This is a genomic window from Streptomyces niger (genome assembly GCF_000718305.1).
Taxonomy (GTDB): domain Bacteria; phylum Actinomycetota; class Actinomycetes; order Streptomycetales; family Streptomycetaceae; genus Streptomyces; species Streptomyces niger.
Genome location: NZ_JOFQ01000010.1, coordinates 129,271 through 151,349 on the forward strand (window position 1 = coordinate 129,271; position 22,079 = coordinate 151,349).

General features: G+C 73.1%; 19 protein-coding genes. 8 read left to right on the top strand and 11 right to left on the bottom strand.

The genetic code is table 11. The features are described from left to right. Positions 1-112: 112 nt before the first annotated feature. The gene (locus IF20_RS20815) at positions 113-2,254 is read left to right on the top strand and encodes a SpoIIE family protein phosphatase (protein WP_110944380.1); all 2,142 of its coding nucleotides are present in this window, start codon (positions 113-115) and stop codon (positions 2,252-2,254) included. 18 nt (positions 2,255-2,272) lie between these two features. On the opposite strand, the gene IF20_RS20820 is transcribed toward IF20_RS20815, so the two are convergent. Beyond that, positions 2,273-3,670, bottom strand: a complete 1,398-nt coding sequence (locus IF20_RS20820; protein WP_052866768.1) for an NADP-dependent succinic semialdehyde dehydrogenase — start codon at positions 3,668-3,670, stop codon at positions 2,273-2,275. 425 nt (positions 3,671-4,095) lie between these two features. Here IF20_RS20820 and IF20_RS20825 point away from each other — a divergent pair, with 425 nt between their 5' ends. Next, complete coding sequence (locus IF20_RS20825; protein WP_052866769.1) at positions 4,096-4,839, top strand: L,D-transpeptidase family protein; 744 nt, start codon at positions 4,096-4,098, stop codon at positions 4,837-4,839. A gap of 25 nt (positions 4,840-4,864) precedes the next feature. Here the strand turns inward: IF20_RS20825 and IF20_RS20830 are convergent, their stop codons facing one another. Then, positions 4,865-6,139, bottom strand: a complete 1,275-nt coding sequence (locus IF20_RS20830; protein WP_052866823.1) for an MFS transporter — start codon at positions 6,137-6,139, stop codon at positions 4,865-4,867. A gap of 118 nt (positions 6,140-6,257) precedes the next feature. Further along, entirely contained in the window at positions 6,258-8,345 is a 2,088-nt protein-coding gene (locus IF20_RS20835) for a SpoIIE family protein phosphatase (protein ID WP_052866770.1), read from the bottom strand. Positions 8,346-8,541: 196 nt separating this feature from the next. Here IF20_RS20835 and IF20_RS20840 point away from each other — a divergent pair, with 196 nt between their 5' ends. The 6 genes from IF20_RS20840 to IF20_RS20865 all read left to right on the top strand — a co-directional run bounded on the left by IF20_RS20840 (position 8,542) and on the right by IF20_RS20865 (position 12,971). Next, a complete protein-coding gene (locus IF20_RS20840) occupies positions 8,542-9,405 on the top strand; it encodes a TetR/AcrR family transcriptional regulator (protein ID WP_052866824.1) in 864 nt (287 codons plus the stop codon). Between the two features lie 139 nt (positions 9,406-9,544). After that, complete coding sequence (locus IF20_RS20845) at positions 9,545-10,432, top strand: BKACE family enzyme (RefSeq protein ID WP_052866771.1); 888 nt, start codon at positions 9,545-9,547, stop codon at positions 10,430-10,432. A gap of 28 nt (positions 10,433-10,460) precedes the next feature. Further along, complete coding sequence (locus IF20_RS20850; protein WP_052866772.1) at positions 10,461-11,423, top strand: 3-hydroxyacyl-CoA dehydrogenase NAD-binding domain-containing protein; 963 nt, start codon at positions 10,461-10,463, stop codon at positions 11,421-11,423. Next, a complete protein-coding gene (locus IF20_RS20855; RefSeq protein ID WP_052866773.1) occupies positions 11,420-11,899 on the top strand; it encodes a thioesterase family protein in 480 nt (159 codons plus the stop codon). The genes IF20_RS20850 and IF20_RS20855 overlap by 4 nt, the downstream gene beginning before the upstream one ends. 95 nt (positions 11,900-11,994) lie before the next feature. After that, positions 11,995-12,330 carry a DUF427 domain-containing protein gene (locus tag IF20_RS20860; RefSeq protein WP_052866774.1) on the top strand — a complete coding sequence of 112 codons (336 nt, stop codon included), beginning with the start codon at positions 11,995-11,997 and terminating at the stop codon, positions 12,328-12,330. Next, complete coding sequence (locus tag IF20_RS20865; protein WP_110944383.1) at positions 12,327-12,971, top strand: DUF309 domain-containing protein; 645 nt, start codon at positions 12,327-12,329, stop codon at positions 12,969-12,971. Before IF20_RS20860 ends, IF20_RS20865 begins: the two co-directional genes overlap by 4 nt. A 46-nt stretch (positions 12,972-13,017) precedes the next feature. Here IF20_RS20865 and IF20_RS20870 read toward each other — a convergent pair whose 3' ends face one another. From IF20_RS20870 to IF20_RS20905, 8 genes are all read right to left on the bottom strand, one after another. Beyond that, positions 13,018-14,001 (bottom strand): D-alanyl-D-alanine carboxypeptidase family protein, encoded by a 984-nt coding sequence (locus IF20_RS20870; RefSeq protein WP_052866775.1) that lies wholly within the window; start codon positions 13,999-14,001, stop codon positions 13,018-13,020. A 172-nt stretch (positions 14,002-14,173) separates the two neighbouring features. Beyond that, positions 14,174-15,436, bottom strand: a complete 1,263-nt coding sequence (locus IF20_RS20875) for a cytochrome P450 family protein (RefSeq protein WP_052866776.1) — start codon at positions 15,434-15,436, stop codon at positions 14,174-14,176. Positions 15,437-15,609: 173 nt separating this feature from the next. Then, positions 15,610-16,824 carry an MAB_1171c family putative transporter gene (locus IF20_RS20880; protein ID WP_052866777.1) on the bottom strand — a complete coding sequence of 405 codons (1,215 nt, stop codon included), beginning with the start codon at positions 16,822-16,824 and terminating at the stop codon, positions 15,610-15,612. Next, a complete protein-coding gene (locus IF20_RS20885; protein ID WP_052866778.1) occupies positions 16,817-17,497 on the bottom strand; it encodes a hypothetical protein in 681 nt (226 codons plus the stop codon). The genes IF20_RS20880 and IF20_RS20885 overlap by 8 nt, the downstream gene beginning before the upstream one ends. After that, on the bottom strand, positions 17,484-17,975 hold the full coding sequence (locus tag IF20_RS20890; RefSeq protein ID WP_052866779.1) for a helix-turn-helix domain-containing protein: 492 nt from the start codon (positions 17,973-17,975) through the stop codon (positions 17,484-17,486). The genes IF20_RS20885 and IF20_RS20890 overlap by 14 nt, the downstream gene beginning before the upstream one ends. Positions 17,976-18,142: 167 nt before the next feature. Next, complete coding sequence (locus IF20_RS20895; protein WP_324605586.1) at positions 18,143-19,189, bottom strand: alpha/beta fold hydrolase; 1,047 nt, start codon at positions 19,187-19,189, stop codon at positions 18,143-18,145. Between the two features lie 29 nt (positions 19,190-19,218). Further along, a complete protein-coding gene (locus tag IF20_RS20900; protein ID WP_052866780.1) occupies positions 19,219-20,571 on the bottom strand; it encodes an MFS transporter in 1,353 nt (450 codons plus the stop codon). A gap of 180 nt (positions 20,572-20,751) precedes the next feature. Beyond that, on the bottom strand, positions 20,752-21,975 hold the full coding sequence (locus tag IF20_RS20905) for an acetyl-CoA C-acetyltransferase (RefSeq protein ID WP_052866781.1): 1,224 nt from the start codon (positions 21,973-21,975) through the stop codon (positions 20,752-20,754). Between the last annotated feature and the right edge of the window lie 104 nt (positions 21,976-22,079).

Sequence of the window (22,079 nt, forward strand, 5' to 3'; positions counted from 1 at the left end):
CTGTCATGGCCGGTGGGGCGCGGGCCCGAGGGGTGACGGCGCCCCGCGCGGTCCGGGACACCCCGCCGTCCTCAGTTCCCACCCTTACCCGATATGACCGTAAGATCCCGGTATGGAGCGGAGCTGGGACGGGGCGGCGGAGGCGGCGGACGGGGCGCGGGAACCGCGCCGGTCCCGCCGCAGCCTCCTCGGGCGGCCCGGGCACGAGCGGTCCCGCCGGTCGGGCATCGCCCTGCCCGACCTGCTGGCGCTCAACCGGATGGGCTCCTTCGACTGGAACCTGGACAGCGGCGCCTTCGACCTGGACCCGGGCGGCCTGGCCGTCTTCGACCTGCGCCCGGAGGAGTTCGACGGGACGCGGCTCTCGCTGCTCCCCCGTGTGTCGCAGGAAGAGGGCTACCGGCTGGACGCCGTCGTCGTCCAGGCGATCCAGCAGGGCCGGCGCTCCTGCGCCGCGTACTTCCGCATCCGCTGCCGGGACGGGACCCCCCGCTGGACGCACGCGCAGGGCCGGATCCTGCGCAACGGCAGCGGCCGGCCGTACCGGATGGCCGGCATCGTCCGCGAGGCCACCGCCGAGCTGGCCGACTCCGCGCTGCTGAACATCTCCGACGAGGAGCGCGAGCGGCAGACCCGGCTGGTGCAGTGGACCACCACCGCGCTGTCCCGGGCGCTGTCGGTCGAGGACGTCACCGACGTGCTCACCGCGCCCGGCGGCCCGCTGCGGCTGGGCGCCGACGCGCTGGTCCTCGGCCTGGTGGAGAACGGCGTCTTCGACGTCATCGCGGCCACCCCGCCCCTGGACTCGGTGCCGGAGCTGCTGCACATGCCGCTGGACCGGACCCTTCCGCTCTCCGACGCGGCGCTCACCCGGGAGCCGTCCTACGTCACCTCCCACGAAGAGCTCCTGCAGCGCTACCCGCGGCTCCGCCCGTACGTACGGAACATCAGCATCCGCAGCGCGGCCTTCCTGCCGCTGGTCGCGCAGGACAAGGTGATCGGCGCGCTCGCGCTGATCAACACCGAGGCGAAGGTCTACACGGCGGAGGACCGCAACCTGGCGCTGGCGCTGGCCGGCGTCATCGCCCAGTCCCTCCAGCGGGCCACCCTCTTCGACCAGGAACGCGAGATCGCGACCGGCCTGCAGGCCTCGATGCTGCCGCGCCGGATCCCCGCCATCACCGGCGGCGACGTCGCGGTCCGCTACCACGCGGCCCGCACCGGCCGGGACGTCGGCGGCGACTGGTACGACGTCGTACCGCTGCCGCAGGGCCGTACCGGCGTGGTGATCGGCGACGTGCAGGGCCACGACACGCACGCGGCGGCCGTGATGGGCCAGCTGCGGATCGCGCTGCGCGCCTTCGCGGGCGAGGGGCATCCGCCGCAGACGGTGCTGGGGCGGGCCTCCCGCTTCCTGGCCGAGCTGGAGACCGAACGGTTCGCGACCTGCACGTACATCCAGGCGGACCTCGCCTCGGGGGCGCTGTCCGTGGCGCGGGCCGGGCACCTGGAGCCGCTGCTCGTGGACGCGGAGCGGCACGTGCACTGGCCGACCGTGTGCGGCGGGCTGCCGCTGGGCCTCGCCACCGTCTTCGGCGAGGACCACTATCCGGAGACCCAGCTGTTCCTGGAGCCGGGCTCCACGCTGCTGCTGTGCACCGACGGCCTGGTCGAACAGCCGGGCTCGGACATCCTGGCCGGGCTCGACGCGCTGACCGGCGCCGTGCGGGACGGCCCCGGCGAGCTGGACGAGCTGGCCGACCACCTCTCGGACCTGCTGTGGGAGCAGCCGGGCTCGCCGGACGACATGGCGCTGTTGCTGCTCCGCCGGCTGGCCGAGCCGGGCGGCCCGGCAACGCCGCGCATCCGGCTCCGCATCCACCAGGCCGACCCCACCGGCCCGGCCGAGGTCCGCGCCGAGCTGCGGCGGATGCTGGACCAGTGGCGGGCCGGTGCGGTGGCGGGCGACGTGGAGCTGGTGGCCACCGAGCTGATCACCAACGCGCTGCGGCACACCGAGAGCGGGGCGCTGGTCTCGCTGGAGCTGCGTTCCGGCCCGCCGGACCGGGTGCGGCTGGAGGTCGAGGACGGGTCCAGCCACTGGCCGCGGCGGCGCAACCCGGGCGAGACCGCGACCACCGGCCGCGGCCTGCTGCTGGTGGAGGCGCTGTCGGACCGGTGGGGCGCGGAGGCCCGGGGCGCGGGCAAGGCGCTGTGGTGCGAGTTCACCGTGCCCGGCCCCGAAGACTCCTGAAGCGGCGGCCACCGGGGATCAGCCCTTGGCGCCGTACCAGACCGTGGTGATGTTGCAGAACTCCCGGATGCCGTGGTCGCCCAGCTCCCGGCCGTACCCGGAGCGCTTGGCGCCGCCGAAGGGCATGCCCGGGTGCGAGGCGGTCATCCCGTTGAAGAAGATGCCGCCCGCCTGGATGTCCCGCACCAGCCGGTCCTGTTCGGCCGCGTCCTCGGTCCAGGCGTTGGAACTGAGGCCGAAGGACGTGTCGTTGGCGAGGGTGATCGCCTCGTCCAGGTCGGCGACGCGGAAGAGCGTGGCGACCGGCCCGAACGCCTCCTCGTAGTAGATCTTCATGTCCTTGGTGACGTCGGCGAGCACCGTCGGCCGGTAGAACCAGCCCTGGTCCATGCCCTCGGGCCGGCCGCCGCCGCACAGCACCGTGGCGCCGTGCATCGTGGCGTCGTCGACCAGCTGCTCCAGGTCGGCGCGGCCCTGCTCGCTGGAGAGCGGGCCCACGTCGGTCCCGTCCGCCATCGGGTCGCCGACCCGCAGCGCGTTCATCTTCTCGGTGAAGAGGGCGGCGAACCGGTCGTAGACGTCGGTGTGGACGATGAAGCGCTTGGCGGCGATGCAGGACTGGCCGTTGTTCTGCACCCGGGCGGTGACGGCGGTGGCCGCCGCCTTCTCCAGGTCGGCCGAGGGCAGCACGAGGTACGGGTCGCTGCCGCCCAGTTCGAGCACCGTCTTCTTGATCTCGTCACCGGCGATGGCGGCGACGGACTGCCCCGCGGGCTCGCTGCCGGTCAGCGTCGCGGCGGCCACCCGGGGGTCGCGCAGGATCATCTCGACCGAGCCGGACCCGATCAGCAGCGTCTGGAAGGCGCCCTCGGGGAAGCCTGCGCGGCGGAAGAGGTCCTCGATGTACAGGGCCGTCTGCGGGACGTTCGAGGCGTGCTTGAGCAGGCCGACGTTGCCCGCCATCAGCGCGGGCGCGGCGAAGCGGATCACCTGCCAGAGCGGGAAGTTCCACGGCATCACCGCGAGCACCGGGCCCAGCGGGCGGTAGCGCACGTAGGCGCGGGCCCCGCCGGAGTCCTTGATGTCGACGGCCCGCGGGTGCTCGTCGGCGAGCAGCGCCTCGGCGTGGTCGGCGTACCAGCGCATGGTCTTCACGCACTTGGCGGCCTCCGCGCGGGCCTGCGCCAGCGGCTTGCCCATCTCGGTGGTCATGGTGCGGGCGATGTCGTCGGCGTCGGCCTCCAGCAGGTCGGCCGCCTTGCGCAGCAGGGTGGCGCGCCGGTCGAAGCCGGTGGTGCGGTACTCCTGCCAGGCCTGGTCCGCGCGGACCAGTCGGTCCTCGATCTCGCCTTCGTTGAGCGCGTCGAACGTCTTGAGGGTCTCGCCGGTGGCCGGATTCACCGTGGCGATGGCCATGGGAAGCACCTCTCCTTCTGGTGGTGCGGGAGTCCTTCTGGTGGTGCGGACGGTCAGCCCAGCGGGCTGGGCTGCGGCGACGGTTCCGGTACCGGGTCCGGGCTCGGGCCGGGCGGGCGCGGGACCGGGGACGGTTCCGGGGTGGGCGGTACGGGGTCGGGCGGGCCCGGCACGGGGTCCGGGACCGGTCCCGGGCCGGGGTTGGGCGGTGTCGGGCCGCCGGGGTCGTGAGCGCGCGCGGGGTGCGGCTGCCGTTCCACGGAAGACCTCCTGGATCTCACGGTGTGGTGCGTGCCGCGGGCGGTCCGCCCGCGGCGGTGGTTCTTCCCTATGGCCCCCGTACCCGAGTCTGGCCCGGCTATCGCTCCGGCGCGCGGCGGAATCCGAGGGGCGCGGGCCGAGCGGTTCCCCCCTACAGTGCCGTCATGAAGCCTTCGTTGCAGGCACTGGCGGCCGGTGCGGCCGCGCTCGCGCTGGCCGGCACGGCCGGCTCCGGCCCGGCCGCGGCAGCGCCCGGGCACCCGACGGCGGACCGGTCGGGCGCGCCGCTGCCCGCCCGGATGGCGGACACCGGCGGCGGCAGTCAGCTGATCACGGCCGAGGCACCGCGGACGGCTGCCACCCACGGGCGGCTGATCTGGTGGGGGAAGCGGCACGGCCACTGGCGGCAGGCGGGCTCGGCGCCCGCCCGATTCGGCGCGAAGGGCCTGGCCGAGGGCAGTTCCCGCAAGCAGAGCACGAACACCACGCCGACCGGCCTGTACGACCTGCCGTTCGGCTTCGGGATCGGCGCGGCCCCGGCCGGTACGGAGGTCTCCTACCGCCGGGTGCACGGCAACTCCTGGTGGTGCGAGGACAACGCCTCGGCCGCGTACAACCGCTGGGCCGAGCCGCTGCCCGCCGACTGCGCGGCCAAGGAGTCGGAGCGGCTGGCCGACTATCCGACGCAGTACGACCGGGCGCTGGTCATCGGCTTCAACTACGACAAGCCGGTGCGCGGCCGCGGCGCCGGGATCTTCCTGCACGTCAACGGCAAGGGCGCGACGGCGGGCTGCGTCTCGGTACCGGCGGGCGCGATGGCCCGCGTCCTGGCCTGGGCGGACCCGGACAAGCGGCCGCACATCGCGATCGGGACGAAGTCCGGGGACACGGCGATCACCCGGTACTGAGTGGTACCGAGAGCCCGGCCGCGCGTCAGGGCTGCGGGTCCCGGGCGTCGTAGCGGGCGAAGGCGGGGCGGCCCAGGCCGAGGAGCGTCACCACCAGGAGGCAGGCCAGGCCGCCGCCGACCACGGCGACGGCCGGGGTGGCGAGGTCGGCGGCGGAGCCGGCGAGGAAGTCGCCGAGCCGCGGCCCGCCCGCGACCACCACGATGAAGACGCCCTGGAGCCGGCCGCGCATCCGGTCGGGGGTGGCGGCCTGCAGCATCGTGGAGCGGAAGACCATCGAGACGGTGTCGGCGCACCCCGCGACCGCGAGGAAGACCAGGCCGAGCCAGAGGTTGCGGGTGAGGCCGAAGACGGCGACGGCCGCGCCCCAGGCGGCGACGGCGAGCAGGATCGCCAGGCCGTGCCGCCGGATGACGCCGAGCCAGCCGGAGAACAGCCCGCCCAGGACGGCGCCGACGGCGGGCGCGGCGACCAGCAGGCCGACGGTCTTGGCGTCGCCGCCGAACCAGAGCGCGGCGACGGCCGGGAAGAGGGCGCGCGGCTGGGCCAGCACCATCGCGGCCAGGTCGGCGAAGAAGGTCATCCGCAGGTTGGGGCGGGTGGCGAGGAAGCGCAGGCCGTCCAGGACGGAGGCGCGCTCGGGCCGGGCGCCGTCCGGGCCCGCCTCGTGCTCGGGGCGCATCGAGGGCAGTCGCCACATGGCGTACAGGGACGCGGTGAAGGCGACGACGTCGATGAGGTAGGCGGCCTGGTAGCCCCACCAGCCGACGATGAGGCCGCCCAGCATCGGGCCGCCCATCAGGCCGAGGTTGCTGGTGAGGGAGTTGAGCGCGTTGGCGGCCGGCAGCTGCTCGGTGGGCAGCAGGCGGGGGATCATCGAGGAGCGGGCCGGCGAGTTCATCGCGAAGCAGACGGCCTGGAGGGCGACGACGGCGTAGAGCAGGCCGACCTGGCGTACGTGCAGCAGCGCGGCGACGGCCAGTACGACGGACATGGTCGTGGCGCCGAGGGCGCTGAACAGGCCCAGGGTGCGGCGGTCGACGGTGTCGGCGATGGCGCCGCCGTACAGGCCGAAGACGACCAGCGGGACGAGGGAGCAGAGGCCGACCAGCCCGACGGAGAACGTCGAGTGGGTGATGTCGTAGACCTGGAGCGAGACCGCGAGCGCGGTCATCTGCTGCCCCACCCAGGAGACGGTGTTGCCCGTCCACAGCCGGCGGTAGTGGACGGAGGTACGCAGCGGGGTGAGGTCGGCGAATATGCGCGAACGCACGCCGGTGGGAGCGGTCTCAGTGGGCACGCGGCAGTAAAGCACGCGACGCGTCGGATGTATGTGGCGGGGGCCACCTTCACGCCTTACATGCTGTAGACGGCAGCCATATGTCCGGAAGCCCGTGGATCGGCCCGCGTCCCCGGCGTCACGGGCACAGGAACTCGCACCACACGCTCTTGCCGTTGCCGCGCGGGGTCACGCCCCAGACGTCCGCCAGCCGGTCGACCAGCAGCAGGCCGCGCCCGTGCACGCGGCTGTCGGCCGGTTCCTCGCGGTGCGGCAGCACGCTGGAGCGGTCGGCGACCTCCAGGCGGAGCCGTCGCTCCCCGTTCCTGGGCAGCGCGAGGGACACCTGGGCCGCCCCGTCGGTGTGCAGCAGCGCGTTGGTGATCAGCTCGTCGGCGACCAGCTCGATCTCCTCGGCGCGCTCGTGCGCACCCCAGGCCCGGACCGCCTCCCGGATCGCTCGCCGGGCCCCGGCGAGCCCTCCGGCGTCCCCGGGCACGACGTGCCGGCGGACCGTGCCGTGGTGGTCGGGCGGGGTCGTGCCGCTGCGCCGGAGCAGCAGCAGCGCCATGTCGTCCTCGCCGTCACCGCTGAGGGAGAGCGTGCACAGCAGGTCGGCGAGTTGCTGGACGTCCTGCGGCCCGGTGCGCACCGCCCGGGCCAGCCGGGCCATCCCGTCGTCCAGGTCATGCCCCGGCCGCTCGACCAGGCCGTCCGTGCACAGCACCAGCGTCTCCCCGGGCGCGAGGCGCACCGTGGTGACGGGGTAGTCCAGTTGGCCGAACTCGGCGGACAGGCCGAGCGGCAGCCCGCCGACCACGGGCAGCCGGCGGCAGATGCCCTCGGCGTGCCGGACCAGCGGATCGACGTGGCCGGCCCGGACGACCTGCAGCGCGCCGGTGGTCAGGTCGATGTCGGCGTAGGTGCAGGTGGCGAAGCGTTCGGGATCCAGTTCGTGCAGGAAGGCGGAGGCCCGGGCCATGACGGTGGCGGGCGGGTGGCCCTCGGCGGCGTACGCGCGCAGGACGATGCGCAGCTGCCCCATGAGGGTGGCGGCCCGGGTGTCGTGGCCCTGGACGTCGCCGATGACGACGGCGACCCGGCCGCCACCGGAAGGGGGTCCGCCGGGCAGCTGGATGACGTCGTACCAGTCGCCGCCGATGTCCTGGCCCAGCCGCGCCGCGCGGTAGCGCACCGCGATGCGGGCGCCGGGGACGCCGGGGATGCGGCGCGGCAGCATGGCGTGCTGGAGCGCCTCGGCGAGGTCGTGCTCCTGGTCGAAGAGCATCGCGCGGGCCAGGCTCTGCGCGATGCTGCTGCCGAGCGCCACGAGGATGCTGCGCTCGTGCGTGCTGAACTCGCACTCCTCCCGGTAGAAGAGGCCGATGACGCCGATGGGGCGGGCCTGCGCGATCAGCGGGAGGTAGGCGGCCGAGCCGATGTTCAGGGGTTGGACGTGCGGCCAGAGCCGCGGGTAGCAGGAGGCGAACTCCGCGCGGGAGCGGACGAAGCGCGGCCTGAGGGTGCGCACGACCTCGCTCATCGGGAACTCGTCCGCCACTCGGGTGAACCGGTGTTCCGGGACGAAGCTGCCGGCCTGCCCCTCGGAGACGAGCTGGATGCGGCCGGCCTCCACCAGCCCCAGGATGACGTTCTCCACGCCGAGCCGGCTCAGCCCCTGGGCGTCCCCGAGGACGGCGACGACGTCGCGGACGCTCCGGGCGTGCGCGAGGGCCGCGGTGGTGCGCTCCACGACGGAGGTGTGCCCGCGGCGGCGATCGCCCGCGGTCGCCGGGCCGGCGGTACGGGAGAGCTGCAGTTCCTGGCGGGCGTCGCGGACGATGCCGACGATGCGGTGCGGCCGGCCGCTGTCGTCCCGGTAGATCGTGCCGTGGGTGTGGATCCAGAGCAGCGTGCCGTCGTGGTGCCGGACGCGGAAGTAGGCGCCGTAGGACTCGCTGCCGTCCTTGATGGCCTGGGCGACCAGGGAGTCCAGCCGGGCGGCCTCGGCGGGCGGGACCCGGTGGGAGAGGGAGGCGGGGCGGCCGTCGTACTCGTCGGGGCCCACGTCGAAGATCCGCAGCGCGGCGGCGTCCATGTGCAGCCGGCCGCGCTCCAGGTCCCAGTCGAAGCCCCCCATGCCGTTGAGCGCCAGAATCAGGTGCGGCGGGGCGGGCCACTCCTCCGGCGGCGACATGGCAGAGGACTGCGCGCCCGGTTCGGCCATGTCGTCACTTTCCCACATCTCCCACCCGTACGGGATGTCCGCACACCGGGCCGGCCCCACCGGGCGAGTCGCATCTGACTTTCTCATCAGTCAGGCCTCATCACGAGCCGTTTATCCGTTCCTGTCCAGGGTTTCCCCGGGAAATCGACGCGGTATGCGTTGCGGTGATCTCATCACCCTGCTACGGTCCCGGACCATGCAGGAAGACCCCGGCACCCGGCTCGCCGACGAGAGCGGCGATCTCACGGACCGCGTCAAGAAGGTGATCGACGGCATCGGCTGCAGCCGCCGTGAGTTCGCCCGGCGCATCGTGATGGACCCCTCGAAGCTCTCCCGCTCCCTCGGCGGGACCCGCCGCTTCACCATCGCCGAGATCGTCCGCATCGCCGAGATCGGCGGGGTGGACACCGGCTGGCTGCTGGGCTCCCGGGCCGTGACCGCGGCACCGGACGACGCGTCGGCACCCACCGCACTGCCCGAGGGCGGCCGGCCGCTGCAGATCGTCCGCGAGACGGTGCGGCTGATCGCCGAGCACGGCTTCCACTCCGTACGGGTCGCCGACATCGCCGCGGCCTGCGGGACGAGCACGGCCGCGATCCACTACCACTTCCCCGGCCGGGACGACCTCCTGGAGGCCGCCGTCCGCTGGTGCATGGACGAGGACACCGCGCGCCGCGCGCAGGGCCTGGCCGGCGCCACCGACGCGCGCGAGGAGATGCTGCACCTCATCGCGCTGCAGACCCCCCGCACGGAACAGCAGCGCCGGCAGTGGCTGGTCTGGCTGGACATGTGGGCGCAGGCGGCCCGCTCCACCGAGGTCGGCCGGCTGCACGACCACTACTACCGGCAGTGGCGGAACACCGTCGCCGACGTCGTGCGACGCGGCGTCGAGCAGGGCGTCTTCCGCCCCGTCGACGTGGAGTTCACCGCACTGCGGCTGACCGCGCTGATCGACGGCCTGGCCACCCAGGTGCTGGCCACCGCCCCCGGCAGCACCACCCCGGACAGCATGCACGCCGCGCTGACCGCCTTCGTCGAGGACGAGCTGACCGCGCCGTAAGGCGCCGTACCGGAGACCGTCCGGCCCCCCCCATCGTGCGCGGGCAGGCGTGGCCGACGCCTGCCCGCGCACCCCCTCCCTTCCCCTGCCGTCACACCTGACGGTTCGTCACCCACCCATCGCAGAAGGGAATCCCGTCATGAACGACGAGGTCATCATCACCTGTGCGCTGACCGGCGCGGGCGACACCGTGCGCCGCTCCCCACACGTCCCCGTGACGCCCGAGCAGATCGCCAAGTCCGCCGTGGAGGCGGCGGAAGCGGGCGCCGCCGTGGTGCACATCCACGTCCGCGACCCCGAGACCGGCGACCCCTCGCGCGACCCGAAGCTGTACGCGGAGGTCGTCGAGCGCATCAAGGAGACCGGCACCGACGTCGTCATCAACCTCACCGCCGGCATGGGCGGCGACCTGGTGCTCGACCCCGACCAGCCGCTGGAGAAGGGCGCGCAGCCCGGCACCGACCTGGTCGGCGGCCTGGACCGGCTCCCGCACGTCGAGGACCTGCTCCCCGACATCTGCACCCTGGACTGCGGCTCGCTGAACTTCGGCGACAACCTCTACATCTCCACCCCCGAGATGCTCCGCAAGGGCGCCAAGCGCATCCAGGAGCTGGGCGTCCGCCCCGAGCTGGAGATCTTCGACACCGGCCAGCTGTGGTTCGCCAAGCAGCTGCGCGCCGAGGGCCTGCTGGACGACCCGACCGTCTTCCAGCTGTGCATGGACATCCCGTGGGGCGCCCCGGCCGACCCGGGCGTGCTCCAGTCGATGGTCAACATGCTGCCCGAGAACGCCCAGTGGGCGAGCTTCGCGCTCGGCCGCATGCAGATGCCGTGGGTCGCCCAGTCCATCCTGCTCGGCGGCAACGTCCGCGTCGGCCTGGAGGACAACCTGTACCTCTCCAAGGGCGTGAAGGCCACCAACGCCCAGCTCGTCGAGCGCGCCGTGACCATCACCGAGTCCCTCGGCGCCAAGGTCGCCACGCCCGACCGGGCCCGCGCCCGCATGGGCCTGAAGCCCCGCGCCTGACGTACGTCCCACCACCTTGGAGCCCCGCATGACCGCCACCCCTCCCCTCGCCCCCGAAGACGTACGCAAGGTCGCCTGCATCGGCGCCGGCGTGATCGGCGGCGGCTGGGTCGCCCACTTCCTCGCCCGCGGTTACGACGTGACCGCCTGGGACCCGGCCGACGACGCCGAGGAGAAGCTGCGCCGCCTGGTCTCCGCCGCCTGGCCTGCGCTGGAGCAGATGGGCCTCGCCGAGGGCGCCTCGCAGGACCGCCTCACCGTCGCGCCCACCCTCGCCGAGGCCGTCGCCGACGCCGACTTCGTGCAGGAGAGCGCGCCGGAGAAGCTGGAGCTGAAGCGCTCGCTGCTGGCCGAGCTGACCGACGCCACCCGGGACGGCGTGATCATCGCCTCCTCCACCTCCGGCTACCCGATGTCGGACATGCACTCCGACGGAGCCGACAACGGCCGCCTCGTCGTCGGCCACCCCTTCAACCCGCCGTACCTCATACCCCTCGTCGAGGTCGTCGGCGGCGAGAAGACCGACCGCGCGGCCGTGGAGTGGGCCTCCCGCTTCTACGACGTGGCGGGCAAGTCCGTGATCACCATGGACCGTGAGCTGCCCGGCTTCATCGCCAACCGCCTCCAGGAAGCCCTGTGGCGCGAGGCGCTGCACATGGTCGCCAACGGCGAGGCGAGCGTGCAGGACATCGACGACTCGATCACCGAAGGGCCGGGCCTGCGCTGGGCGTTCATGGGCCCGCTGCTGACCTTCGCGCTGGCCGGCGGCGAGGGCGGCATGGGCCACATGCTCGACCACTTCGGCCCGTCCCTGAAGTCCCCGTGGACCCGCCTGGAGGCCCCCGAGCTGACGCGTGAGCTGCGGGACGCCATGGTCGAGGGCTGCGAGGCCGAAGCGGGCGAGCGGACGTACGCGGACCTGGTGGCCGAGCGTGACCAGGGCGTCATCAACGTACTGCGCGCCACCGGCCGGCTCGGCGGCGCCGAGTGAGCGCCCCGGCCGGGGCGCTGCCGCTCTTCCGGCAGACCGTCAAGGACGAGTGGATCGACTACAACGGCCACCTGAGCGAGGCGTACTACGTACTCGTCTTCGGGTTCGCCACGGACGCCCTGATGGCGGAGACCGGGCTGGGCCCGGAGTACCGCGAGGCGAGCGGCTGCTCGCTCTACACGGTCGAGGCGCACGTCCGGTACCTCCGCGAGGTCGACCGGAACGCCGAACTGGCCGTACGCACCACCGTACTGGGCGCGGACACCAAGAAGGCCCGCTTCCTGCACGAGATGTACGTCGCCGACGCGGCCGGTGAGCCGGCCGGCGACCCGGTCGCCACGGAGGAGCTCTTCGCCCTCCACGTCGACCAGGGCACCGGCCGCTCGGCGCCGCTGCCCGACGCGGTGCGCGACCGCCTCACGGCCCTGACCGGCCCGGCCCCGGAGTGGGCGGGACGGGGCATCCGGGAGATCTGACGGCGACGGCGGTGCGGGCCCGGAGGGCCTCCGGGCCCGCACCGCCCGCGGGTGACATCCTGGGAGGGACCGTTCCTCACCCGGGAGGACCACCGATGACCACAGGCCACCGCATCACAGTCGAGCGGAGCGAGGACCACGTGCGCGTGGTGCACGGCGGGCAGGTGATCGCCGACAGCACCCGCCCGCTGGTACTGCGCGAGACCGGCTACCCGGCCCGCTACTACCTGCCGCCGCAGGACGTCCGTACCGACGTCCTCATCCCCTCCGAGACCACGACCCACTGCCCCTTCAAGGGCGACGCGTCCTACTGGTCCCTGCCGGACGGGCCCGAGGACGCCGTGTGGGCGTATCCGGAGCCCAAGGAGGCCGTGGCGGACATCAAGGACCACTACTGCTTCTACGAGACCGAGGTCGTCGACGGCCGATGAGCACGCGGAGCCACGACGAGGGCGGCGACCCGGCCTGCTGGCTGGACCGGGTCTGCGAGGAGTGCGGCCGGATCCGCGAGGACCCGGCCGCCGCCTGCCCGCACTGCGCGGCGGCGCAGGACCCGGCTGTGCGGGCGGGCGGTGCCCCGGCGCCGGAAACGTCTCGGCGCCGGGACCGGGACGCCGAGGGCCGGGCGCGCAACGCCCGGCCGCGGGACGGCCTGGGCCGCCCCCTGCCGTACGGCTCCCCCGGCGTCGCCCGGCAGCCGGAGGGCGTCGTACGGGAGCCCGCTGAGTCGCTGGCGGAGGCGCAGCGGCTGCTGGACGACGGGATGCCGTTCCACGCGCACGAGGTGCTGGAGGACGCGTGGAAGTCCGGGCCGCCGGCGGAGCGCGAGCTGTGGCGCGGACTCGCCCAGCTGGCGGTCGGTCTCACCCACGCGGCCCGCGGCAACGTCACGGGCGCCGGCTCGCTGCTGACCCGCGGCGCCGCCGCCATCGGGCCGTACGCGGGCACGGCGCCGCACGGCGTCGATGTCGACGGGCTGATCCGCTGGGCGGGTGAGCTGGCCGGGTCGCTGCGCGGCCCGGTGCCGGCGGCCGACCACGCGCCCCGGCTGCGCGTCGCGGCGGAGCGCTGACCGGGGCCCGGGAGCCGCACCGGCTCCCGGGCCCGGGGACGGCGCCTCAGCCCGCCTTGAAGCCCCAGTCCAGGAGGGACGCGGCCTCCTTGTAGACCGCGTTCTTCTCGTTGCCGGGGGCCAGGACGGTGACCACGAGGGTGCGTCCGTTCTTCTTCGCGGCGGCGATGAGGGTGTTGCCCGCCTTGCTGGTGTAGCCGTTCTTCACGCCGATGATGCCGGGGTAGCGCGGCACCCCGTTCGTGCCGGACAGCATCCGGTTGGTGTTCACGATGTCGCGCGCCCCCTTGGCGCCGCCGGGGAAGGCGGCCCGTGCGGTGGCGCAGTACCGCGCGAAGTCGGCGTTCTGCAGGCCCTTTCGCGCGAACAGCGTGAGGTCGCTCGCCGAGGAGACCTGGCCGGCCGCGTCGTAGCCGTCCGGCGTCTTCACGGTCGTGTCCTCGGCGCCCAGCGTGCGGGCTTTCAGCTGCATCTCCTTGGCGGTGGCCTGCCAGCCGCCGTTCATGTTCGCCAGGACGTGCACCGCGTCGTTGCCCGAGCGGAGGAACACGCCGCGCCACAGGTCGGCGACCTTGTAGCGCTGCCCCTTCTTGATGCCTACGAGGCTGCTGCCCTCGCCCACACCCTTGAGGTCGGCGGCGGTGACCGTGCGGACCATGTCGGCCGGGAATTTCGGCAGGACGGTGAGCGCGAAGAGGGTCTTCAGGGTGCTGGCGGGCGGCAGTTGGCGATGCGGCTCTTTCGAGCCCAGCACCTGCCCGGTCGTGGCGTCGGTGACGGTCCAGGCCTTGGCATCGATGCCGGCGGGTGGCGCCGCTGCGGGCCGCCGGGGGGCGAAGGCCGGGGAGACGGACCACGGCCGGGCCGGTTCGAGCCAGGCCGCGGTATGGGTCACGGGGCGGTCGGGGAGTGCTCTGCCCTGCGTCGCGGGCGCGGCGTGGGCGGGGGCGGGTAGTGCGAGGAGGGCACCGGCCACGGCTATGGCCGTTACGGTGCCCGTGGTCCTGGTCGAAGCGGTGTCGGTTCCCATGGAACCACGCTAGGGAGACAAGCGGTCACGCGCAGTACCGGATGCGCCAGACGGCTCACGCGTACCGGCGGAAGGCCCGCCCGGTGCGACGGGGGATGCACACCGGGCGGGCTCAGAACCTTTCTACCGCATGCCGGAACGGTTATGCAGGAAAAGCTTGTTCGAGTCGCTGTTACCAGGCGACGGGGAGCGACATCAGGCCACGCGCACGGATGGATCGGCGCCACTGCAACTCCGTGCGCGGGACGGCCAGGCGAAGACCGGGGAAACGCTGAATCACGGCGTCGAGGGCGGTCTGCGTCTCCATCCTGGCGAGTGGTGCTCCGAGGCAGTAATGGATCCCGTGGCCGAGCGCGAGATGGCCGAAAATATCGCGGTGCGGATCGAGTGTCGCAGGGTCGGGGAATCGTTCCGGGTCACGGTTGGCGGACGCCAGCGAGAGCAGCACGCTCTCCCCGGCCGGGATCCGCACCCCGCCGATCTCCACGTCCTCGACCGGGAAGCGGCGGATGGCCAGCGGCGCCGGCCCGTCGTACCGCGCGAACTCCTCCACTGCCGCGGGCATGCGCTCTGGCTCGGCACGCAACTCCGCCAGCACGTCCGGGTGGTCCAGCAGCGCAAGCACGGCATTGCCGATCAGGTGGACGGTGTTCTCGTAGCCCGCGAAGAGGATGAGGAAGGCGAGCGAGGTCAGCTCGTCCTCGCTGAGCCGGTCTCCCGCCACCCCGCCGGCTCCGTTCCCGTCGTCCGCCTCGTCTACCTCGTCTCCCTCGTCTCCCTCATCGCGCACGGCGATCAGGTCGGAGAGCAGGTCGTCGCCCGGCTCGGCGCGCTTGGTGGCGATCAGTTCGGTGAAGAAGCGCAGCATGGCGCCGATCGCCTCCTTCATCGCCGCGGGCCGGGACGGGTCGGGCGTGATGAGCGCGTCGGTCCAGGCGCGGAAGTCCCGCCGGTCGTGCTCCGGGACGCCGAGCAGGTCGCAGATGACGATGATCGGCAGCGGGCCCGCGAAGTCGGCGATGAGGTCGGCGGTGCCCTGGGGCTCGACCGCGTCCAGCAGGTCCTGCGCGACCTTCGCCACGGGGGCCCGCAACTTCTCGACGCGGCCGGGCGTGAACGCCTTGACGACCAGGCGGCGGACGCGGGTGTGGTCCGGCGGGTCCATGTTCAGCAGGTTGGCGTCCAGCGCCGGCGGCAGGGAGAAACCCCGGTAGCCGGTCGAGCTGTTCCGCTTGTCCAGGGAGAGCCGGGGGTCGGCCAGCGCACCGCGGACATCGGCGTAACGGGTGACGAGCCAGGCGGGCTGCCCGTCGGGGCCGCTGATCCGGTGCACCGGCCCGGCCTCGCGCAGCCCCTCGTACGCCGCGTACGGGTCGTCGAGCAGTGCCGTCGGGTCGAGCGGGTCGGGGCGGTCGGGTGTGGGGGTCCTCTGCATGGATCCCGACCTTATGGGGTGGGGGCCGGCCGCCCGTACTCGGGTCGGGTGCCGCACCGGCGGCGGGCAAGAGCACAGGGCGGCTCCGGGGCAGATGCCCCGTGCCGCCCTGTGCCGTAGGCGGTTCGGACCCCCGTGCCGAGCCACCTCGTCTGTGGTGCGCCGTCGCGGCGCTATGCCCCCCGCTCCTGCACGGTGCTGCGTTGTCGCAGCTCGGCGAGGACCGTTTCGGCCAGGGACGAGCGGTACACGTCCGCGACCAGTGCCAGGTGTTCGTACTCCGCCGCCGGTGCCATGTCGGTGGTGACGACGACGGATTCGGCGTACGGCTCCGGGAGCCGGCCGGCCTGCCGGTTGTCCAGGCCCCGGCGCAGTGCCACCGCCTCGGCCACCGCGGCCAGTTGCGCCGGCTCGATGCCCAGCGAGCGGGCCCGCTCGGTGGCGAAGTCGACGGCGTCGGCCTCGACGTACCGGCGGATGCCGCGCTGTACGTCGCGGATCTCGGCCATCTGGCGGTTGGCCCGCCACTCCAGGTCGGCGAAGGGCCAGCCGCCCGGCCGCGTGCCCTCCATCGTCACCTCCGGGGCCTGCGCGGTGGCCTCGCGCCACAGGGGCGAGAGGCGGCGCAGCCGGCGCCAGGCGGCGGCGCGGGGCCCGGCGGCGGGCAGCGCGAATCCGGTGAGGACGAGGATCGCGGCGACCGAAGCGCTCAGCGGGGCCACGCCGTTGGAGAGCCACAGCGCCGGGCTGCCGGCCCAGGAGAGCGCGAAGCCGACGAGCTTGCAGGCGCAGTACAGCAGGCCCAGCCAGCAGCCGGCGGCCAGTACGCGCAGGCCGCGGGCCAGCCAGGACGGGCCGACCTTGGTGGCGTAGCGCGGGCAGAGGGTGCCGAGGCCGGCCAGGCTGGCGCCGAAGATGGCCAAATACAGCATCAGGAAGAGCATGACGCCGGGTGCGTCGGTGTACGCGGTGCTGAAGTCGCGCGGGTGCTCCACGGCGTCCGGGCGGCCGACGGCGAAGCCGGTGACGGCCACCGCCCACGCCACCACGACGAGCCCGAGGACCGTACGGGTCCGGGCGCGGGTCCCGCGGCGGCCCGCCTCGTCCTCGCCGCCGGTCCAGCGCAGCAGCAGCACCAGGGCGCCGGCCGCGAAGACCACGACGGAGGAATACAGGAAGACCATGGCGAGGTTGGCGACGCCGGTGAACCGGTCGAAGGCGCGGTACAGGCTCGGCGCCGAGAACAGGAACACCGTGGCGACGCCCGCCGTCATCAGGGACGTCAGGCCCAGGTCGGCGTTGGCGCGGTCGCGCAGCCAGGCGCGGAACTTGTAGCCGGCGAGCACCCAGGCGACGGCCGCGAAGCAGAGGTAGACCACGTCAAACACGCGACGGCCCCCCGTCCTCGGAACCGACTCCCGGGGCCTCCGGACCGCTGCCCCCGGCGCCGTCCAGCTCGCGCCGGATGTGCTTGAGCGCCGGACCCAGCGCCGCGGCGATCTCGGCCGCGTCACCGCTGAGCGGCGGGTCGTCCTTGGCGGTCGTGGGCACCAGGTGCGCCATGAGGAGCGTGCCGAGGACCTCGGTCTCGCGCTCGGTGGCGTCGTCGTAGCAGTGGTGGCGCGCGAAGCGGGCGGTCAGGCCCATGCGCCGCGCCGCGGTCGCGACGTCCATGGTGGGCGTCCAGAACTTCAGCGCGTTCTCGGTGACGGTGGGGTCCTGCTCGTGGCCGAGGAGGAGGTGGCTCAGCTCGTGCAGGACGATGTGGGTCTGGTGCCAGGGCGAGGTCTGCCGCTCGTAGAAGACCCACCAGCCGTCGTCGGTGCCCGCCGTCATGCCGGAGACCACGCCGCCCAGGCTCATCGGCGCGAGGTGCACGGGGCGTCCCACGCGCCGCGCCACGACCTCGCTCAGACCGGGCAGGTCGGTCGCGGCGGGCAGCGCCAGCTCCTGGACGAGCTGCTTGCACCTCCGCCTTATGCGCCGTACCCGCATGGCCGTACCGTCCTCGTTTCCCGTCCGTCGCCAGGCGACGAAGAGCTGCTCGTCAGTGGCCGGCATGCGGTTCCTCACCGCTGGTCGCCGGCGGGTCCGGCGGCAGGTCCATCTGCTGCCGGAACTGGGAGATGATCGTGGTGAGGCTGTCCTGCACCTCGGGCGGCAGGCCGACCGCGCGCAGGGCGATGGTCCGCACCCGCTGGTCGCGCATGGCCGCGAGGAAGCGCAGCTCCTCCTCCACCCGGTCGGCCTGCGGCTGGGAGAGGTCCCCGACCAGATAGCCGACCGGTACCGCGAAGAACTTGGCGAGTGCGCGCAGCACTTCGTGGCTGGGGTTGGTGCGCCTGCCCTTGCGGAGCATGGACAGGTACTGCTCGGAGAGGGTGACGTCACCGTACTCGGCGCCCTCGCTGATCTCCTCGGCGACGTAGGCGTTGGTGTACGGCGCGCCGGGCGGGTGCATGTGGGCGAAGAGGTGGTTCAGCCGCTCGGCGAGCGGGCTGTGCTCGCTCTTCGGTGTGCCGTCGCCCCCTCGCGCCATGTCGATGCCCCATCCCTGTCTGCCCTGGTCCCAGCAGCGGTCGAACGACGCGCACGCCCAACGGACAGTTGAGTCGCGCGCTCTCCGCTGCGCTCATCCTTTCACGAGCGGAACGACACGCACCAGTCCACCTACGGACGGTCACGACTTCTCGGGGCACGTGTGCATCAACTCGTGGTTGAGAAGGTTCCCCGAATACGGACGGTGTCGAGAAAACCGCCGACGGCCTGGGCGAATCCATCGGGGTCGTCGGCGTGGAGCCAGTGCCCGCAGCCGGGGAGTTCGGTGAGTTCCGTGTGCGGCCGGGCGCCGGCCATCCACTCGGCGGTGGCACGGGTCAGCAGGAAGCTCTCCCCCGCCCTGAGCAGCAGGGCCGGCTGCCGGGAGGCCGTCCACCGGTCCGAGAAATCCCCGACGAAGGCCCGTTGCGAGGCCATCATCGCCTCGGTGTCGAAAAGCAGCCCCCAGCCGTCCTCGAACTCCACCGCGCTGTCCAGGAAGTAACCGGCGTCCGGGATGCCCCGCGCCTCGATGGCGGCGCGCAGGGCCGCGCGCGAGACGGTACGGCGCGGCCAGCCCGAGACGTCCAGGACGGGCTCTGTCTCGGGGACGTGGTTGCGCACGGTCATGTCCGCCACGACGAGGGCCCGTACGAGGTCGGGGTGGCGCTCGGCGAGCAGGAAGGCGACGGCGCCGCCCATGGAGTGGCCGAGCACGGCCGCGGGGCCGGCGTCCAGGGCGCGCAGGAGGGCCGCCGCGTCCTCCACGTAGGCGTCCGGGGTGAAGGGGCCGCCGTGGTCCGAGAGTCCGTGGCCGCGCTGGTCCGGGGCGAGGACGCGGTACCGGCCGGCCAGTGCGGCGGCCAGCGGCGCGAAGATCCGGCCGCGGCCGAAGTGGCCGTGCAGCGCGAGCAGGACGGGGCCCGGGCCGCCGGAGTCGAGGTAGGCGAAGCGGCGGCCGCCCAGGCGGACGACGGACTCGGGGTCGGAAGCGGCGGGCACGGCTGGGCTCCTCTCCTGGACGTCGTGGACGTCGTGGACGTCGTGGACGTCGTGGACGCCGTGGACGCCGTGGACGCCGTGGACGCCGTGGACGCCGTGGACGCCGTGGACGCCGTGGACGCCGTGGACGCCGTGGACGCCGTGGACGTCGTGGACGTCGTGGACGTCGTGGACGTCGTGGACGTCGTGGACGTCGGAGGTACGGACGCCCACGAGCATCCCAGCCCGGCCCGCCGGCCGCGTTACCGCGCGGGAAGCGGCGCGGTGGCCGGGGCGCCCGCCGCGACCTCCGCCGCCGTCTCGTCGTGGTTCGGGCGGCGCAGGAGCAGCAGCATGCAGCCCATGGTCAGGGCGACCTGGAAGACCGCGTAGACGATGACCGCGGTGATCGAACCGGTCCAGTTCAGCAGCGACTGGCCGATGATCGGCGTGGTGCCGCCCAGCAGCGTGCCGCACAGCTGGTAGCAGAGCGAGATGCCGGTGTACCGCAGGTGCGCGGGGAACCGGCTGGCGAGCATGCCGGCCAGCGCCGCGTAGTACAGGCAGTGCGGGATCGTGGCGACCGCGACGCCGAACATCGCCAGGCCGTAGTTCTCGGTGCCGATGAGGACGAACATCACCGGCATCAGGACCAGTTCGGGCACCAGCATCACGCAGACCGCGCGCGACCAGCTCTTCATCTTCGTGGCGAGGACCGCGCCGAAGGGCTGGACGATGATCTGGGTGATGTTGGCGACCAGGATGATCGTGAGGAAGGAGCTGCGGTCGAAGTCCAGTGCGCTGGTCGCCCAGGACAGCGCGAAGGTGGACTTGAAGTACGTCGCCGACAGGCCGATGGTGCAGGCGCCGATGCCCAGGACGATCAGCATCGGGTGGCTGCGCACCACCTCGGTCAGCGGCACCTTCGCGACCTCCTTCTTCTCGATCAGCTTGGCCATCGCCGGGGACTCGGCGACCTTCAGCCGGACGAAGAGGCCGACGATGACCAGCAGCGCGGAGGCGAGGAACGGCACCCGCCAGCCCCAGGAGGTGAAGGCGGCGTCCGGCAGTTGGCTGATGGCGAGGAAGCTCAGCGTGCTGAGGGTGTTGCCGACCGGCGAGCCCTGCTGCGCGAAGGCGCCGTAGAGGACGGACTTGCCCTTGGGCGCGGACTCGGAGGCGATCAGGACCGACCCACCCCACTCGCCACCCAGGCCGATACCCTGGATCATCCGTATGCAGACGAGCAGGACCGGCGCGGCGACGCCGATCGAGGCGTAGCCGGGCAGCAGGCCGATGGCCGTGGTGGACAGGCCCATCATCAGCAGGGTGATGACGAGGGTCTTCTTCCGGCCGAGCCGGTCACCGTAGTGTCCGAAGACGATGCCGCCGAGCGGACGGGCGAGGAAGCCGACCCAGAAGGTCGCGAAGGCGACCAGCGTGCCGAGGGCGCCGTCCAGTTCGGGGAAGAAGACCTTGTCGAAGACGAGGGCGGAGGCGGTGCCGTAGATGTAGAAGTCGAACCACTCGATGGTGGAGCCGATGAAGGCGCCGATTCCGGCGCGGTTGGCGGCTCTGGTGCGGTCGCGTGGGGTGGGCGCGGCGGGCGCACTCATACGGACTCCCTGGGCGTCTTTGGGCAGGGGAAGGGGAGACCAGGGGCGCCGCGTCGGCCGAGCGGCGCCCCTGGGTGGTACGGGTGGTGCGCGATGAACTTGTACGTATACGGAGGAACCCCGAGAGCGGTCGGGGCGCGGGTCAGGCGATCCGCCCGAAGGCGGCGCCGGGGGCGCGGGTCAGGCGGCGATTCGCTCGAAGACGGCCGCGAGGCCCTGGCCGCCGCCGATGCACATGGTCTCCAGGCCGTAGCGGGCCTCGCGACGCCGCATCTCGCGGGCGAGGGTGGCCAGGATACGGGCGCCGGTGGCGCCGACGGGGTGGCCGAGGGAGACGCCGGAGCCGTTGACGTTGATCCGCTCGTGGTCAGCCTCGCCGAGGCCCAGCTCCTTCGTGCAGGCCAGTACCTGTGCGGCGAATGCCTCGTTCAACTCGATCAGGTCCAGTTCGGCGAGCTTGAGACCCGCCTTGTCCAGGGCCGCGCGGGTGGCGCCGACCGGGCCGAGGCCCATGGTCTCCGGGGCGCAGCCGGTCCGCGCGAAGGAGACCAGCCGCACGATCGGGGTGAGGCCGAGCCGTTCGGCGGTGGCGGCGCTCGTGACCAGGCAGGCAGCGGCCGCGTCGTTCTGGCCGCTGGCGTTGCCCGCGGTGACGGTGGCCTCCGGGTCCTGCTTGCCCATGATCGGCTTCAGCTCGGCGAGCTGCTCGGCGGTGGTCTCGGGGCGCGGGTGCTCGTCGGCGGACACGACGGTGTCGCCCTTCCGGCCGCGCACGGTGACCGGCACGATCTCCTCGTCGAACAGGCCCGCCTCGATGGCGCGCCCGGCCCGCTGCTGCGAGCGGAGCGCCAGCGCGTCCTGGTCGGCGCGGCTGATGCCGTACTGACGGCGCAGGTTCTCGGCGGTCTCGATCATGCCGCCGGGGATGGGGTGGCGCTCGCCGCCCGCGGTGACCCGGCCGCGGGTGAGGGAGTCGTGCAGCGTCAGGTTCGGGCCCTTGATGCCCCAGCGGCCCTCGTGGGTGTAGTACGGCGCCGCGCTCATCACGTCCACGCCACCGGCGATCACCACGTCGCTGAACCCGGCCTTGATCTGCATCGCCGCGTCCAGCACCGCCTGCAGCCCGGAGCCGCAGCGGCGATCGATCTGTACGCCGGTGACGGTGTCGGGCAGGCCGGCGTCCAGGGCGGCCACCCGGCCGATGGCCGGCGCGTCGGAGGTGGGCCAGGCGTGGCCGAGGATCACTTCGTCGACCTTCTCGGGCGCGACACCGGTCCGGCGGACGATCTCGGAGATCAGCAGGGCGGCCAGGGCGGCGGGACGCTGCCCGGCCAGCGCGCCGCCGAACTTGCCGATCGGGGTGCGCAGCGGTTCGCAGAGGACGATTTCGGTGGAGTCGGACATGCGACGGCCTTTCCTGGTGCCCTGGTGCCGTGGTGGACCTGGTGGACGCTTCCCGGTGACTTTTCCACCCGAGCACTGAGCCGGTCCAATATCCAATTCGGTCG

Bases quoted from the DNA above. Each gene is read 5' to 3' on its own strand.
- IF20_RS20815 (WP_110944380.1), top strand. From the start codon at position 113: ATGGAGCGGAGCTGGGACGGGGCGGCGGAGGCGGCGGACGGGGCGCGG.
- IF20_RS20820 (WP_052866768.1), bottom strand. From the start codon at position 3,670: ATGGCCATCGCCACGGTGAATCCGGCCACCGGCGAGACCCTCAAGACG.
- IF20_RS20825 (WP_052866769.1), top strand. From the start codon at position 4,096: ATGAAGCCTTCGTTGCAGGCACTGGCGGCCGGTGCGGCCGCGCTCGCG.
- IF20_RS20835 (WP_052866770.1), bottom strand. From the start codon at position 8,345: ATGGCCGAACCGGGCGCGCAGTCCTCTGCCATGTCGCCGCCGGAGGAG.
- IF20_RS20840 (WP_052866824.1), top strand. From the start codon at position 8,542: ATGCAGGAAGACCCCGGCACCCGGCTCGCCGACGAGAGCGGCGATCTC.
- IF20_RS20845 (WP_052866771.1), top strand. From the start codon at position 9,545: ATGAACGACGAGGTCATCATCACCTGTGCGCTGACCGGCGCGGGCGAC.
- IF20_RS20850 (WP_052866772.1), top strand. From the start codon at position 10,461: ATGACCGCCACCCCTCCCCTCGCCCCCGAAGACGTACGCAAGGTCGCC.
- IF20_RS20860 (WP_052866774.1), top strand. From the start codon at position 11,995: ATGACCACAGGCCACCGCATCACAGTCGAGCGGAGCGAGGACCACGTG.
- IF20_RS20865 (WP_110944383.1), top strand. From the start codon at position 12,327: ATGAGCACGCGGAGCCACGACGAGGGCGGCGACCCGGCCTGCTGGCTG.
- IF20_RS20870 (WP_052866775.1), bottom strand. From the start codon at position 14,001: ATGGGAACCGACACCGCTTCGACCAGGACCACGGGCACCGTAACGGCC.
- IF20_RS20875 (WP_052866776.1), bottom strand. From the start codon at position 15,436: ATGCAGAGGACCCCCACACCCGACCGCCCCGACCCGCTCGACCCGACG.
- IF20_RS20885 (WP_052866778.1), bottom strand. From the start codon at position 17,497: ATGCCGGCCACTGACGAGCAGCTCTTCGTCGCCTGGCGACGGACGGGA.
- IF20_RS20890 (WP_052866779.1), bottom strand. From the start codon at position 17,975: ATGGCGCGAGGGGGCGACGGCACACCGAAGAGCGAGCACAGCCCGCTC.
- IF20_RS20900 (WP_052866780.1), bottom strand. From the start codon at position 20,571: ATGAGTGCGCCCGCCGCGCCCACCCCACGCGACCGCACCAGAGCCGCC.
- IF20_RS20905 (WP_052866781.1), bottom strand. From the start codon at position 21,975: ATGTCCGACTCCACCGAAATCGTCCTCTGCGAACCGCTGCGCACCCCG.